Here is a 13,138-nt window from a genome sequence, read left to right as displayed (position 1 = left end):
TGGTCCTCTCCTTGCTCAGGTTCCGGCTAGTCGCGCCACGATGGGCGCGAATCGTTCGGCTTGGTTCTGTTGGACGGTGACGTAGTTGATGCCGAAGGTTTCTCGGCGCTCCTGCAGGGTTTCGGCGACCGTGTCGGGTGAGCCGGCGAGCACGTTCGGATGGCCGCGCAGCACATCGAGGGCCATGCCCGTCTTGGTGGCAATCCGGTCGTAGGCGCCTGCCGCGCCGTCTGCGAACTCACTGATCGAGACGAAGTACGGGGAGCTCTCGATGTCCAGGTCACCGATGCGCGTACCGGCGGCCGCCCGGACGTAGGAGAACCGCCGCTCGGCTTCCTCCTGGGGCGTCAGACCGTCGTCGTTGCGCAGTGCGAACGGCACCGTGTTGATGCTGACGATGTCGGCCTCGCGGCCGGCGTAGGTCAGTACCCGTTTGCGTCCTCCGCCGATCATGATCGGCGGGTGAGGCTGCTGAACTGAAGCCGGAGTTCCCTTGTAGCCGTTGACGTTGACGTAGTCTCCGGTGATGGCGAGCTCGTCGCCCGCGCAATGCGCCATGACGAGGGCGACGACTTCCTTGAGCTTGGCAATGCGCCGCCCCGGCGTATCGAATTCGAGCCCCATCGCCTCGTACTCGACGCCGCTCCAGCCCGCTCCGATGCCGACCTCGAGCCGGCCATCGGACAGCAGGTCAAGCGTCGCGATCTCCTTGGCGAGTACCGCGGGGACGTGATAGTCGATGCAGAAGACGCGGCAGCCGAGCCGAAGGGTGGTGGTGTGCGCCGCCGCCGCCGCGATCGCCGCGATCGGAGCCAGGTCCTGTCGTGGGGTGTGCGCCGCCTTCTGCGCCGGCCCCGGCCCGAGATAGTGATCCGCGAGGAACAAGGTTGAGTAGCCGAGATCCTCTACCTTGGTGACGAATTCGCGCCACGCGCGGCCGCCCGAGGCGTTGGTCGCCTGGATCGCAAAGCGGAATGGCTGGCTGTCCACGTTGGTGAGCGTACCCGTGATTCCGGGTTAAGTATACGCTTTTGTATATTTAAATTTCAGGTGACGCGACCGCCGTTGACTCCGATGATCTGACCCGTGACATAACCCGCTTCGTCAGAACACAGATAGCTGCATGCCGCGGCGATGTCGTCGGGCTGACCAAGTCGGCGTACCGGCAGTCGCGCGGCCAACTCGTCGAGGTCGCCGAGCAACCCGTCCGAGGCGGAGCCCTCCATCATCGGGGTCACGATGGACCCGGGCGGGATCGTGTTCACCGTGATCCCCATGGGTCCGAATTCGTGGGCGAGCGACTTCGTCAACCCGATCATCGCCGCCTTCGACGACACGTAGTGCGCCATGAATTCCTGGCCGCCCTGGGCGCTCGACGACGAGATGTTGACGACCCTGCCCCACCCTTCGGCGATCATGTCGGGCAGCGCGGCTTGCGTGCAGTAAAAGGTGCCGTTCAGGTTCACGGCATGGATGCGATCCCACGCCTCGTCGGTGATGTGGAGGAATTTCTTGAATCCGGTGATGCCTGCGTTGTTCACCAGCACCAGCACGGGGCCGAGCCTGCTGCGGACACGCTCCATCGCCGCGTTCACCTGCTGCCGGTCCGATATGTCGACGCCGCCGACGGCGAGCGCCGGGTAGCCCTGCGCCGCGATGTCCGCGGCGACGCGTTCAGCGTTTTCGGTGTCGACGTCGAGGATGGCAACGGCGAACCCGTCCCGAGCCAGCCTGCGGGCGATGGCCTCCCCCATGCCCTTGCCTGCGCCGGTGATCACCGCGGCGCGCGTCATGGCTTCCTGGCGAGCATCGGCCCGCTGGCGCTGTACCCACCGTCGACGGGAAGTGCCGCACCGGTGATGAAGGAGGCCTCGTCACTGGCCAGGAAGAGCGCCGCGGCAGCCAGTTCGGCCGGATCCCCCCAGCGGGCCATCGGCGTCGGCAGGTGTGCGCCAGAAGGAATTTCAGCGTCCGGAGCCGCGCCCGCCCGTCCCGTGTAAGTCATGCCGGGACATATCGCGTTGATGCGCAGGCCCGTTCGCGCGTAGTCCAGCGCGGCCGACTTCGTCATCTGCACCACGGCCGCCTTGGCCGCGGAATAGCACGCCAACCCCTTCCAGCCCACCAGCCCGGAGGCGGACGCGGTGTTGATGATCGCCGCCCGTTCGGACCGCAGCATCGCGGGAATCGCGTACTTCATTCCGAGGAAGACGCCCTTGAGGTTCACCGCGACGAGCCGGTCGAACACTTCTTCGTCGGTGTCGGCGAGTTTGGCCGCAGGCGCGCCGATGCCCGCGTTGTTGAACAGCACGTCGAGCGCGCCGAACTGCTCGACGGCGACGTCGACCATGCGCTGGGCGTCCACCGCGCTGGTGACGTCGGCGTGCACCGCGACGGCACGGTCGCCGATGGCGTCCGCGATATCCGCTTCCGCACCACTGACGTCGACGCAGACCACCCGCGCCCCCGCTGCGGCAAATAGTTTCGCGGTGGCCCACCCGATGCCCGACCCGGCCCCCGTGACCAGGGCGACCTTGCCGTCGAGGCGGCCGGTGCCGTCAGTTTGGCCCATGTGACGTCCACGCCCTTCCGTACCGAACCCGCGATTGCCACATAAGTATACGCATGAGTATATTTGAAGTGACACGGTGCCACCACGGCCGCCGCACCGACCGAAAGGCTGCTCCAGATGGCCGAAACCATCGCGCTCAGCGCGGAACTCGGAGCCGAACTCGTCGACTTCGGAGCTCCGGGCGATCTGCTCGCCGACGCCGTGATCGCCCAGTGCCGAGAGGCGCTCAAGTGGCGCGGCGTGCTGCTGATCCGCGGGGCGCATTTCGACGACGACGCACAGTTGGCGTTCAGCAGGAAGTTCGGCGGCGAAGGCGGAACGGCAGGCGGCACGGAACTGTCCACCATCTCGATGGACAAGAAGGTCAACAAGCTCGCCGAATACCTCAAGGGTGCGTTCAACTGGCACCTCGACGACACCACCAGCGACGTCCCCTCGAGCGCGACGATGCTGACCGGGCGCAGGCTCTCCGAAGAGGGCGGCGGCACCGAATTCGCGAATACCTATGCCGCGTACGAGAATCTGCCTGCCCACGAACGCAAGCGGTACGACGGGCTGAGGGTCGTGCACAGCTTCGCGGCCGCCCAACTCAAGGTCAACCCCGAACCGACCGACGCCGAGTTGGCCAGTTGGCGCGCCGTACCCACTCACGAAAGCTCACTGGTGTGGAAACGTCGCGACGGAAGGCGCTCGTTGGTGATCGGCGCGACGGCCGACCACATCGTCGGCGTACCCGCGGCCGAGAGCCGGGAGCTGCTCGATGAGCTGCTCGCGTGGGCGACGCAGTCGCGGTTCTGCCACGCGCACGACTGGGCAAGAGGCGACGCCGTGCTGTGGGACAACACCGGCGTCCTGCACCGCGCGCTGCCGTACGACCCGGCCTCGGACCGCATGCTGCGGCGCACGCACGTCAAGGGGCGGGAGGCCTGGGCATGAAGACCGCGCTCGTCACCGGCGGCGCCTCTGGCATCGGGCGAGCCATCGCCGACCGGCTGCGGGCCGACGGCAACCACGTGGCGACCATCGACCTGACGCCGTCTGACACCGACTTCGGCTTTACCGCGGACGTCACCGACCGGGCCGAACTCGACACCGCCCTGACGGCCGTCCGGGCTGCGCTGGGACCCATCACGATTTTGGTCAACGCGGCGGGCATGACCTCGTTTCGCAAGTTCACCAACATCCGCCCCGACGAGTGGGCCAAGGTCATCGACGTCAATCTGAACGGGGTCTTTCACGTCACCCAGGCGGTGCTGCCCGACATGCTCGAGGCCGGCTGGGGCCGCATCGTCAACATCTCGTCGTCGAGCACCCACTCCGGCTCACCGTTCCAGGCGGCCTACGTCGCCGCCAAGTCCGCGGTCAACGGGCTGACGAAAACCCTTGCGCTGGAATACGGTCCGCAGGGCATCACGGCCAATGTGGTCCCGCCGGGCTCCATCGACACCCCGATGCTGCGCAAGGCCGAGGCCCAAGGCCTGCTCGGCGGAACGGTGGACGACATCGCCGCGCGGATTCCGGTCCGGCGCATCGGCCTCCCCGAGGACATCGCGGCGACGTGCTCGTTCCTCGTCTCGGAGGAGGCCGGGTACATCACCGGACAAATCGTCGGCGTCAACGGCGGACGCTGCACCTAACTCAAGGAGACCAGATGTACGAACGCAGAGAACTGTTCATCGACGGGAAGTGGGTCGCACCGAGCACCGACGCCGTCATCGAGGTCATCTCACCGCACACCGAGCAGGTGATCGGGCACGCCGCCGCGGCCGCACCCGCCGACGTCGACCGTGCGGTCGCAGCTGCCAGGACAGCGTTCGACGAGGGCCCGTGGCCGCGGCTGACGCCAAGTGAGCGCATCGCCGCCGTCGAGCGGCTCGCCGCCGCATACAAGGAGCGGCGGGCGGAGTTGGCCGAGTTGATCTCCGCGACGATCGGTGCGCCGATCACGTTCGCCAAGCACGTCCAGGCCCGCCTACCGCTGACGGCGATGGCCGCGTTCGCCCAAGTGGCCACCGACTATCCGTGGGACGAGGCCCGACCTGGCTTCTACGGCAACGACATTCGCGTCGTCAGGCAGCCCGTCGGTGTCGTGGCCGCCATCGTGCCGTGGAACATGCCGCAGTTCCTCACCATCGGCAAGGTCATCCCCGCGCTGCTCGCCGGGTGCACCGTCGTACTCAAACCGGCTCCCGAGTCGGCGCTCGACGCCCTGCTGTTCGCCGACATCGTGGCGTCGGTCGACCTGCCGCCCGGCGTGCTCAACGTGGTGCCGGGCGATCGCGCGGCCGGCGCCCACCTGGTGTCGCACCCCGGCGTCGACAAGGTGTCGTTCACCGGGTCGACGGCAGCCGGGCGACAGGTGGCGATGGCCTGCGCTGCGGGCCTGCGACAGGTCACCCTCGAACTCGGCGGAAAGTCCGCCGCCATCGTGCTCGCCGACGCCGACGCGGCCGCCACCGCGAAGGCGATCCAGATGGCCAGCCTCGCCAACAGCGGCCAGGTGTGCAACGCGCTGAGCCGGGTGCTCGTACCTGCCTCGCGGGCAACGGAATTCGTCGGCGCGCTGGAAGCCGAACTGGCCGCGCTGACGGTGGGCGACCCGTCCGACCCCACGACGCAGCTCGGACCGTTGGTGGCCAAGCGCCAACAGGCCACCGTCCGCGACTACATCGAGGACGGCCAGCGCGCAGGCGCCCGACTGGTGCTCGGAGGCAGCGCGCTGCCCGACGGCGTCGACCGCGGCTGGTACGTCCGACCGACGCTGTTCGCCGACGCGGACAACGACATGCGCATCGCCCGCGAGGAGATCTTCGGACCGGTGCTCACCGTCATCTCCTACTCGGACGAGGCGGAGGCCGTCGCGATCGCGAATGACTCCGAATACGGCTTGGCAGGAGCGGTGTTCACGGCCGACTCCGAGCGCGGGCTGGGCATCGCCGCGCGGGTGCGCGCCGGATCGTTCGGCGTGAACGAGGGCTACATCATGGATCCGCTCGCCCCATACGGCGGGATGAAGGCCAGCGGCTGGGGTCGCGAACTCGGCCGCGAAGGTTTGGAGGGTTACCTGGCGAGTCAGTCGATCTCGGGCAGCTAGCGGGGCACGACGCCTTGGAGGAAGAGCTTCACCGCGTACTGAAGATGGCGCTCCTGCTGCTTCTTCGACCGGAAGACCCCGAAGTCCGCCATCCGGGCGGGCACCGCCTCGACCATCGCCAGGAAGTGCTCGGCGGCCAGTTCGAGGTCGTCGATCTTGATGGCGCCGCGTTCGTCGTAGCGGCGTAGCACCTCGGTGGCCGCACGCAGGCGGCCCGCCCACATCATCGACTCGGCGGAGACGTTGAACTCGGGGAACGAGGCTGCCTCGTTGAATGCGATGCGCTTGAGTCGCACGTTCTGCGGATGCGTCGCGCGGGCCAACGACGCCCGGCCGAGCGCGAGCAGCGCGGTCTCCACGTCCTCGTCGTCGACGTGCTCCGGCACGCCGTCGTCGGTGTAACGGGCCAACGCCCAAGGGATCACGTCGGCGAACACCGCGCGCTTGTCGGCGTAGCGCGCGTACAGCGACCTCTTGGTGATGCCCGCCGCGCGGGCGATCGCCTCCATACTGGCTCCGGCATAACCCATTTCGACGAACGTCGCCACGGCGGCCTCACGGACCGCGAGGTCGAGTTTCTTCGCCTCGGCCTGCGTCGGCCGGCCGCGTCGTGTCGCCACAGGCCGAATTGTACGGCGGAGGGGCCGTCGGTTACCGAACGGCCGCTAGCCCAGCCAATCCAGTACCGCTGCGGCGGTCCACGACTGCTGCATGCTGCCCAGCGGCTCCCCCGAGAACGGTTCGTAGTACTCGGCGAACGTGCCGTCGCTGGCCTGACGAAGCCCTTCCCGGCGCAGCATCGACGAGCGCTCGGCCCAGCCACGTCTGGCGAAACACCAGGAGAACAGCCACGTCATGACCGGCCACACGGGTCCGCGCCAGTACTCGCGCTGCCTGAAGTCCCGCGAGACCGGCGACGTCGACGGGATCAACGAATACCTCAGGTCCGGATGCCCACAGAAGCGCGGGCCCTCGAGCAGTCGCAGCAGCGCGCGCTCCCTGTCGTGCGGGAGCCCTCCGCACAGCAGCGGTGAAAACTGGGCGACCGTCTCGGTGGCCACCCACTTCTCCGCCCGTAGGTCGTAATCCCTTGCGGCACCACTCCGTTCGTCAGTGGTGGCGACGACTCCGCTGCGGAACCGCTCGGCCCACTCGTAGAGGTCGCGCACGTCGGAGTTGGGACGCTTGTAGTCCTCGCCGATCTCGGCCAACACGGTGCACGCCACCGACAGGATCGCCGAGACGAAGACGTCCTCGACCTGGAAGCTCATCACCTTGGGCAGGAGTTCGTCGTCGTAGCGCACCGACTTCATCTCCTCGAGCAGCCACAGGTAGCGGTCGTACTCCACGTCCGACGGGCGCTGGGTGGCGTCGGTGTTGATCTTGTTGTCCTCGCGCTGATACTCGGGCACGTTGCCTGGCACCACATTCGCGTACGCACTGTCCCAGCGCGGCGAGTTGTCCATCCCGGATTCCCAGCCGTGGTACAGCGTGACGCGCCCGCGCGCCTGCGGATCGCGCGCCTCGGCCAGCCAGCGATGCCAGCGCACCAGGTCGGGCCACCGCCTGTCGAGGAACGCACTGGCGACCGCGCGCGTCGACCGTCCACGCGTCTTTGCGTGGTCGAGGATCCGTTGCACGGCGATCGCATGCACCGGCGGCTGGGTGATTCCAGAGGTATGGCGGGTGCGTGGCGCGTTGGCCGCGAGCGCCGACGTCGCCCAGCGGGCGGGCCCGGGAAAGTACCCGTCGACCCCGTTGGCGAAGACGATGTGCGGGATCATCCCGTTGAGCCACTGCGCCGAGAGCAGTGTGTCCAGTTCGACGACGGCGCGCTCCACGCTCAGCGGGGCCAGCCCGATGGCTACGAACGCCGCGTCCCAACTCCACATGTGCGGGTATAGCAGCGGGGCCGCCGTGGTCATCGCGCCCAGGTCATTGCCCCGCAGCAGGTAGGCAGCGCGGGCTGCGAGCTGTGTCGGCGCAAAGCTGGGATCGGGTGGCATTGGTTCAATGATGCGGCGTCGGCGCGGAGAACGCAGGTCGGTAGGGTCAATTCCCGTGCAAACAGCACTGATCACGGGTGCCTCCGGCGGGCTGGGCAAGGCGATCGCCGCCGCGCTGGCGCCCACCCACACGCTGTTCCTCGCAGGCCGGCCGTCGGAACGGCTCGATGCCGTCGCCGCACAGTTCGGGGCCACCACCTGGCCGATCGACCTGGCTGATCCCGACGACATCGAAGCGGTCGTCGAACCGATCGTCGAACTCGACGTGCTCATTCACAACGCCGGAGCCGCGTACCCGGGCCGGGTCGCAGAGTCTTCGGTCGACGAGTGGCGCGCCACGATGGCCGTCAATGTCGTCGGCGCGGTGGCGTTGACGCTCGCGCTGCTTCCGGCGCTACGCGCGGCACGCGGTCAGGTGGTCTTCATCAATTCGGGCGCGGGCATCAATGCGTCCCCTGGCCTGGCGTCCTATTCGGCGAGCAAGTTTGCGCTGCGGTCGTTCGCGGACTCGCTGCGCACCGACGAGCCCGACCTGCGGGTGACGTCGATACATCCTGGGCGCATCGCGACGCCCATGCAAGAGGACCTGATCGCCTACGAAGGCCGCGACTACGTGCCCGAGCAGTTCCTGGCGCCCGAGACCGTGGCGGCGATGGTCGCGCAAGCGGTCAACGCTCCGCCCGACGCGCACGTCCACGAAGTAGTGGTCAGACCGAGGTAGCGCCGATGACGTTCGAGGTGCACGAGGCATCCATCGCCGGCCTTCGCGACGCGCTCGAACGCGGGCACGTGACCGCCCTGCGGCTACTCGAGGCGTACCTGGCCCGCATCGCGGCTTTCGATGGCGAGCTCAACGCCGTGGTGGTGCTCGATCCGGGCGCGCGCGCCAACGCCGCCGCCTCCGACGAGCGGCGCGCGGCGGGCCGGACCATCGGCCCACTGGACGGCATCCCGTACACGGTGAAAGACAGCTACCTGGCCAAGGGCCTGACCGTGGCGGCGGGCAGCCCAGCGTTCGCCGACCTCGTCGCCCAGCGTGACTCATACGTCGTCGAACGCCTTCGCGCGGCGGGCGCAGTCCTGATCGGGTTGACCAACATGCCGCCGATGGCCAACGGTGGCATGCAGCGCGGCCTCTACGGTCGCGCCGAAAGCCCATACAACGCCGCGTATCTCACCGCGCCGTTCGGATCGGGCTCGTCGAACGGCTCCGGTACCGCGACCGCGGCGTCGTGCTGCGCGTTCGGCATCGGCGAGGAGACCTGGTCGTCGGGCCGCGGGCCTGCCTCCAACAACGCCCTGTGTGCCTACACGCCATCACGGGGCGTTATCTCTACGCGCGGCGGGTGGCCGCTGGTGCCGACGATGGACGTCGTTGTGCCGCATACCCGTTCGATGGCCGATCTGCTCGAGGTGCTCGACGTCGTCGTGTCCGAGGACCCGGACGTCCGCGGCGACTTCTGGCGGTCGCAGCCGTGGGTGTCGATTCCACGCGTCGACGAAGTCCGGCCGCCGTCGTACCCCGCGCTCGCCGCGGGTCGAGAAGCACTGGCGGGTAAGCGGTTCGGCGTGCCCCGCATGTACGTCAACACCGACGTCGACGCAGGCGTTGGCGCCACCGGCATCGGAGGACCCACCGGCCAACGCATCGACACCCGCCCGTCGGTGCTGGAGTTGTTCGACGCAATGCGACGCGACCTGCTCGCCGCGGGCGCCGAGGTGATCGACGTCGACTTCCCCGTCGTCAGTGACTACGAGGGCGACCGAGCCGGCGCCCCGACCATCGCGACCCGCGGCCTGGTCAGCGCCGAGTACCTGCGTCGCGAGCTTGTGGACCTTTCGGCATGGGCGTGGGACGACTTCCTCACCGCCAACGGCGATCCCGCACTGCGCCGGCTGGCGGACGTCGACGGCAGCCGGATCTTCCCGCATCCGCCGGGCGCACTGGCCGATCGTTACCACGGCTTCGACGACGACATCGCCGAGTATCCGGCGTTCATCCGAGCCAACCCCATCGACTCCTACCTCGCCATCCCTTCCATTCCCGAGGGCGTGCAGGGGCTGGAGCGCACCCGGCAGGTAGACCTCGAGGAGTGGATGGACGAGTTGCGGCTGGACGCCGTGATCTTCCCCGCGGTGGCCGACGTGGGGCCGGCAGACATGGACGTCAATCCGGCGTCCGCCGACCTCGGCTGGCGCAACGGGGTGTGGGTGGCCAACGGCAACTTGGCGATTCGTCACCTCGGCATCCCGACGGTCACGGTCCCGATGGGCACGATGGCGGACATCGGCATGCCGGTCGGGCTGACGCTGGCCGGTCGCGGGTATGACGACGTCGCGCTGCTTCGCTACGGGTCCGCCATCGAGGCCACTGCCAAAAGACGCACGCCGCCGCCGCGCACCCCGCCGCTCTAACCCCCCTCGCGATTTCGGCGCGGAATTCCGGGTTGAACTCCGAAAAGCGCGCCGAAATCGCTAGAGGACGATGTTCACCAGGCGGCCGGCCACCACGATGATCTTCTTCGGCGTGGCGCCAGCCAAGAGCGCGGCGACCTTCTCGTCCGCGAGCGCGGCGGCCTCGAGCGCATCGGCGTCCGCGTCGGCGGCCACCATGATGTGTCCGCGCACCTTGCCGTTGACCTGAACCGGGTACTCGACGGTGTCCTCCACCAGGAAGGCGGGGTCGGCCTGCGGGAACGGCCCGTGTACCAACGACGTGTCGTGGCCCAACCGCTTCCACAACTCCTCCGCCAGGTGCGGGGCTAACGGCGCCACCATCAGCACCAGCGGCTCGACGGCGGCGCGGGCCGAAACCCCTTCCTTCGTCAGGTGGTTCGTGTATTCGATGAGCTTGGCGGCCGCGGTGTTGTTGCGCAGCGCCGGGTAGTCCTCGGCGACGCCCGCGATCGTTCGGTGCAGCAGCCGCAGCGTCTCATCGCTGACCGCTTCGTGGTCGGACACCCGCTCGAGGCCGGTCTGTTCATCGATGACCACCCGCCAAACTCGTTGCAGGAAGCGATGAGCACCGATGACGTCTTTGGTGGCCCATGGCCGAGACGCCTCCAGCGGGCCCATGGACAGCTCGTAGACGCGCAGCGTGTCGGCGCCGTACTCGTCACAGATCTCGTCGGGGGACACCGAATTCTTCAGGCTCTTGCCGATCTTGCCGAACTCCTGAGCCACCTCGACTTCGCCGTCGGGACCCGGCCAGAAGAACTTGCCTTCGCGCTCAACGACTTCCGCAGCGGGCACGTAACTGCCGCGCGCATCGGTATAGGCGAACGCCTGGATGTAACCCTGGTTGACCAGCCGGCGGAACGGCTCGCGGGAGCTCACGTGTCCCAGGTCGAAGAGCACCTTGTGCCAGAACCGCGAGTACAGCAGGTGCAGCACCGCGTGCTCGACGCCACCGACGTACAGGTCGACGCCGCCGGGGTCGTCGGGCCCGTGCTCGGCGGGCCGCGGGCCCATCCAGTAGGCCTCGTTCTCCTTGGCGCAGAACTCTTGCGAGTTCAGCGGGTCGGCGTAGCGCAGCTCGTACCACGAGCTGCCCGCCCACTGCGGCATCACGTTGGTGTCGCGGGTGTAGTGCTTCAACCCGTCGCCGAGGTCGAGTTCGACGTTGACCCAGTCGGTGGCCTTGCCCAGCGGCGGGGACGGCTCGGTGTCGGCGTCGTCGGGGTCGAACAGCACCGGCGCATAGTCCGGGATGTCGGGCAATTCCACCGGCAGCGCCGACTCGGGCAGCCCATGAGCCCGCCCTTCGTCGTCCCACACGATGGGAAACGGTTCACCCCAATACCTTTGGCGGGCGAACAGCCAGTCGCGCAGCTTGTATTCGATACGCGCGTACCCGCGGCCGTCGGCCTCCAGCCGCGCGACAATGGCCTCCTTGGCCGAGGCGACGCTCAACCCGTCGAGGTAGCCGCTGTTCACCAGCACGCCGTCGCCGTGGTACGCGCCTTGCGTGACGTCGCCGCCGCTGACCACCTCGACGATCGGGAGGCCGAACGCCGTCGCGAACTCCCAGTCGCGCTGGTCGCCGCTGGGCACGGCCATGATGGCGCCGGTGCCGTATCCCGCCAACACGTAGTCGGCGATGAAGACCGGAACGTGCGCGCCGTTGACCGGGTTGGTGGCGAAGGCGCCGATGAAGACACCCGTCTTCGATTTGCCTTCCTGCCGTTCGAGATCCGACTTGGCCGCGACCGACGCCCGGTAGGCCGCGACGGCCTCGACGGGCGAGGCCGCACCGAACGTCCAGCGCTCGTCGGTGCCCTCCGGCCACTGTCCCGCGACCAACCCGTCGACGAGTTCGTGCTCGGGTGCGAGCACCAGGTACGTCGCCCCGAACAAGGTGTCCGGCCGAGTGGTGAACACCTCGACGTCGGAGGAGTCGCGTGCCGAACCAACGGAGAACATGACCGAGGCACCCATCGAACGGCCGATCCAGTTGCGCTGCATGGCCTTGACCTTGTCGGGCCAATCCAGCACGTCGAGGTCGTCCAGCAACCGGTCGGAATACGCGGTGATGCGCATCATCCACTGCCGCAGTCGCTTTCGGAACACCGGGAAGTTGCCCCGGTCGCTGCGGCCGTCGGCGGTGACCTCTTCGTTGGCCAGCACCGTGCCCAGGCCCGGGCACCAGTTGACCATCGAGTCCGTCCGGTAGACCAGCCGGTAGCCGTCGACCACATCAGCGCGGCCTGCCGCATCGAGCTGCTTCCACACTCGGCCGTCCGCCGGTGTCCTTGCGCCCGAGTCGAATTCGGCGATCAATTCATCGATGCGGCGGGCCCGTTTGAGCTCCGGGTCGAACCATGCGTTGAAGATCTGCAAGAAAATCCACTGCGTCCACTTGTAGAAGTCGGCGTCGGTGGTGGAGAAGCTGCGTCTCGCGTCATGCCCGAGTCCCAGCCTGCCAAGCTGGCGGCGGAAGTTGACGATGTTCGCCTCGGTGCGGGTCCGCGGATGGGTGCCGGTCTGCATGGCGTACTGCTCGGCGGGCAGGCCGAACGCGTCGAACCCCAATGCGTGCAATACGTTGCGCCCCGTCATCCGGAAGTAGCGGGCGTAGACGTCGGTGGCGATGTAGCCGAGCGGATGCCCCACGTGCAGGCCTTCGCCCGAGGGGTACGGGAACATGTCCTGGACGAACATCTTGTCGGCAGGCACCGCCGACCCGTCCTGCGGCGCGAGCGAACCGACCGGGTTTGGCACGTGGAACGTGCCCAACCGGGCCCACTCCTCCTGCCACGTTCGTTCGAGCTCGCCGGCCAACTCTGCGCCGTAGCGGTGTTGCGGGAGGTCTTGGACCTGCTCCACGGCGTCCCCATCAGTCACGTGAACAGGGTAGTCAACGGGGTCTCGGGCGCCGAATCGCCGACGTCGGCCCCGTCTTGGTCTCGGTTCCGTTGCAGACCGGTCAGCGCATGGTTGCAGGTCGTCCCCGGGCCTAGTGGCGAG

11 protein-coding genes are annotated in these 13,138 nt (G+C 68.0%); 5 read left to right on the top strand and 6 right to left on the bottom strand.

Features of this window, described 5'->3' with window-relative positions:
• Positions 1 to 15: 15 nt before the first annotated feature.
• The 3 genes from SLQ30_RS04455 to SLQ30_RS04445 are packed head-to-tail and all read right to left on the bottom strand — an operon-like array spanning position 16 to position 2,572.
• Positions 16 to 990 carry a TIGR03621 family F420-dependent LLM class oxidoreductase gene (locus SLQ30_RS04455; RefSeq protein ID WP_319448902.1) on the bottom strand — a complete coding sequence of 325 codons (975 nt, stop codon included), beginning with the start codon at positions 988 to 990 and terminating at the stop codon, positions 16 to 18.
• A gap of 56 nt (positions 991 to 1,046) precedes the next feature.
• Positions 1,047 to 1,793 (bottom strand): SDR family NAD(P)-dependent oxidoreductase, encoded by a 747-nt coding sequence (locus tag SLQ30_RS04450; RefSeq protein WP_319448903.1) that lies wholly within the window; start codon positions 1,791 to 1,793, stop codon positions 1,047 to 1,049.
• Positions 1,790 to 2,572, bottom strand: coding sequence for a glucose 1-dehydrogenase (locus tag SLQ30_RS04445; RefSeq protein ID WP_319448904.1), 783 nt, complete (start codon positions 2,570 to 2,572; stop codon positions 1,790 to 1,792). The genes SLQ30_RS04450 and SLQ30_RS04445 overlap by 4 nt, the downstream gene beginning before the upstream one ends.
• Positions 2,573 to 2,689: 117 nt before the next feature.
• Here SLQ30_RS04445 and SLQ30_RS04440 point away from each other — a divergent pair, with 117 nt between their 5' ends.
• Genes SLQ30_RS04440 through SLQ30_RS04430 form a run of 3 tightly spaced genes read left to right on the top strand, consistent with a single transcriptional unit; the run spans position 2,690 to position 5,666 of the window.
• Positions 2,690 to 3,508 carry a TauD/TfdA family dioxygenase gene (locus SLQ30_RS04440; RefSeq protein ID WP_319448905.1) on the top strand — a complete coding sequence of 273 codons (819 nt, stop codon included), beginning with the start codon at positions 2,690 to 2,692 and terminating at the stop codon, positions 3,506 to 3,508.
• Complete coding sequence (locus SLQ30_RS04435) at positions 3,505 to 4,209, top strand: SDR family NAD(P)-dependent oxidoreductase (RefSeq protein ID WP_319448906.1); 705 nt, start codon at positions 3,505 to 3,507, stop codon at positions 4,207 to 4,209. The genes SLQ30_RS04440 and SLQ30_RS04435 overlap by 4 nt, the downstream gene beginning before the upstream one ends.
• A 14-nt stretch (positions 4,210 to 4,223) precedes the next feature.
• Entirely contained in the window at positions 4,224 to 5,666 is a 1,443-nt protein-coding gene (locus SLQ30_RS04430; protein WP_319448907.1) for an aldehyde dehydrogenase, read from the top strand.
• Here the strand turns inward: SLQ30_RS04430 and SLQ30_RS04425 are convergent.
• Positions 5,663 to 6,286: a TetR/AcrR family transcriptional regulator gene (locus SLQ30_RS04425; RefSeq protein ID WP_319448908.1), complete on the bottom strand. Its 624-nt coding sequence runs from the start codon at positions 6,284 to 6,286 to the stop codon at positions 5,663 to 5,665. The genes SLQ30_RS04430 and SLQ30_RS04425 overlap by 4 nt on opposite strands.
• 45 nt (positions 6,287 to 6,331) lie before the next feature.
• Positions 6,332 to 7,672 carry a glucosylglycerate hydrolase gene (gene ggh, locus SLQ30_RS04420; protein ID WP_319448909.1) on the bottom strand — a complete coding sequence of 447 codons (1,341 nt, stop codon included), beginning with the start codon at positions 7,670 to 7,672 and terminating at the stop codon, positions 6,332 to 6,334.
• Between the two features lie 55 nt (positions 7,673 to 7,727).
• Between ggh and SLQ30_RS04415 the strand changes: the two genes are divergently transcribed.
• Both SLQ30_RS04415 and SLQ30_RS04410 read left to right on the top strand, forming a co-directional pair.
• Positions 7,728 to 8,393: an SDR family oxidoreductase gene (locus SLQ30_RS04415; RefSeq protein WP_319448910.1), complete on the top strand. Its 666-nt coding sequence runs from the start codon at positions 7,728 to 7,730 to the stop codon at positions 8,391 to 8,393.
• A gap of 5 nt (positions 8,394 to 8,398) precedes the next feature.
• Positions 8,399 to 10,087 (top strand): amidase, encoded by a 1,689-nt coding sequence (locus SLQ30_RS04410; RefSeq protein WP_319448911.1) that lies wholly within the window; start codon positions 8,399 to 8,401, stop codon positions 10,085 to 10,087.
• Positions 10,088 to 10,147: 60 nt separating this feature from the next.
• Here SLQ30_RS04410 and leuS read toward each other — a convergent pair whose 3' ends face one another.
• Entirely contained in the window at positions 10,148 to 13,015 is a 2,868-nt protein-coding gene (leuS, locus tag SLQ30_RS04405; protein WP_319448912.1) for a leucine--tRNA ligase, read from the bottom strand.
• Between the last annotated feature and the right edge of the window lie 123 nt (positions 13,016 to 13,138).

The sequence above is a fragment of the Mycobacterium sp. RTGN4 genome (assembly GCF_033804635.1).
Taxonomy (GTDB): domain Bacteria; phylum Actinomycetota; class Actinomycetes; order Mycobacteriales; family Mycobacteriaceae; genus Mycobacterium.
The sequence above is the reverse complement of the archived record's forward strand: the minus strand, read 5'-3'. Positions and strand labels throughout refer to the sequence as shown.

Coding starts and splice junctions, on each gene's coding strand:
- SLQ30_RS04450 (WP_319448903.1), bottom strand. CDS start 1,793: ATGACGCGCGCCGCGGTGATCACCGGCGCAGGCAAGGGCATGGGGGAG.
- SLQ30_RS04445 (WP_319448904.1), bottom strand. CDS start 2,572: ATGGGCCAAACTGACGGCACCGGCCGCCTCGACGGCAAGGTCGCCCTG.
- SLQ30_RS04440 (WP_319448905.1), top strand. CDS start 2,690: ATGGCCGAAACCATCGCGCTCAGCGCGGAACTCGGAGCCGAACTCGTC.
- SLQ30_RS04435 (WP_319448906.1), top strand. CDS start 3,505: ATGAAGACCGCGCTCGTCACCGGCGGCGCCTCTGGCATCGGGCGAGCC.
- SLQ30_RS04430 (WP_319448907.1), top strand. CDS start 4,224: ATGTACGAACGCAGAGAACTGTTCATCGACGGGAAGTGGGTCGCACCG.
- ggh (WP_319448909.1), bottom strand. CDS start 7,672: ATGCCACCCGATCCCAGCTTTGCGCCGACACAGCTCGCAGCCCGCGCT.
- SLQ30_RS04410 (WP_319448911.1), top strand. CDS start 8,399: ATGACGTTCGAGGTGCACGAGGCATCCATCGCCGGCCTTCGCGACGCG.